General features: G+C 40.3%; 2 protein-coding genes. Both read right to left on the bottom strand.

The window, feature by feature from the left end; all coding sequences use genetic code 11:
- Window positions 1-224: hypothetical protein (locus DVK06_RS18550; protein WP_147438140.1), on the bottom strand; the 224-nt coding region annotated here is incomplete at its 3' end.
- Window positions 217-630: a hypothetical protein gene (locus tag DVK06_RS18545; RefSeq protein WP_147438139.1), complete on the bottom strand. Its 414-nt coding sequence runs from the start codon at window positions 628-630 to the stop codon at window positions 217-219. The genes DVK06_RS18550 and DVK06_RS18545, both read right to left, overlap by 8 nt.
- Between the last annotated feature and the right edge of the window lie 623 nt (window positions 631-1,253).

The raw sequence follows: 1,253 nt of genomic DNA, 5'->3' as shown, positions 1-1,253 counted from the left end.
GGTTTGTATTCGGTTTTCAAAGATTCAAAATAGTCTCTTATTACATCTTCATTTGCTTCTCTAGGCGAAAGACCATTTTCTTCTAACCATGGCACGAAGGCCACTTTACCGTGATAGCAAGCATCTAGTGCATTTTCATAGGAGCTTTCTGACTTATGAGTATAGTAGTTTTCAATCATCCATTTTATAGGATCATCAGGATTTGGGGAACCTGTACTACTCATTTTTATTAATACCGTATCCGCCCATTTTGTCAGTTGTTACCTCGCTGCTGTTATCATTAGCCATGCGATATACTCGATCCGTCATATCGCTCTTAAGTTCCGTAACGAATTCTTCAGCTAATTCATCAACAGTAACATAGTCTTTTTTGCTATCTTGCGTGAGCCGAATTAGCTCTGAAATGATGTCCTCATCAGTAACGTAGTTATCGTATTCACTTTGAGATTTATTAGACTCATTATCAGTACGAGGATCGAGAGCAGCAACATTACTCTCTCCTGCTGCTATCATATGCCTCAAGTAAGCAGCTCGATTTTCCCAAGTACCTTCTTTGGCTGCTCGATCTATTTCTTCTAGTCGCTCATCGGAAACTAGGAATCCAATGCTGGTTTTATTTTTGCGTGTCATGCTTAGATAGTCTGACCTACAATTTTAGTCCGTGTATATACCTATATACTGGAATAATATAGTGTTTATGATGTCACTAAAAATGTAAAAATAATGATTAGCAATACGGCGTAGGTCTATAAGTTAAGAAATTCGTACTATATACTGTGACTACGCATCCAGTCTGATTGACTAGGTGAAAATTGGAAAATAAAGCAGATTTAATTCGCCCAAATCAGACTCAGACACACATATAGGAGGAAAACAATAAATAGGTGTGGAATAGACCGGGTAGTATGATGGCTAATCAAGATACAATCACGACGACCGTGACAACAAATGAGAGGGGTGATGTACGAATCCCCGCAGCGGTTCGTCGAGCATTAGACTTTGATGGAGAAGAAGCCATCTTAGAAATAGAAGTCAAGTACAAAGGACCGTACAACAACGACTAGCCAATCAACTACCTGAAAAACTGCGACGTAGGCAATCGCATCATCCGTCTTTAGTTAAGCAAGAAATCGCGTGATAGCGGCGGCTTATCGAGGCATCTTTCGGAAATTAAGTAGAACATAGATAAGCACAATTACGGCGTGTATCGGGGGTGGATGCCGGCCAGTATCATCGCGTATATACGGGGCGAT

Origin of the sequence: Halorubrum sp. Atlit-28R, from assembly GCF_003665955.1 — an archaeon.
GTDB lineage: Archaea > Halobacteriota > Halobacteria > Halobacteriales > Haloferacaceae > Halorubrum > Halorubrum tropicale.
This window is presented reverse-complemented; position numbering and strand designations above follow the sequence as displayed.

Bases quoted from the DNA above. Each gene is read 5' to 3' on its own strand.
- DVK06_RS18545 (WP_147438139.1), bottom strand. From the start codon at position 630: ATGACACGCAAAAATAAAACCAGCATTGGATTCCTAGTTTCCGATGAG.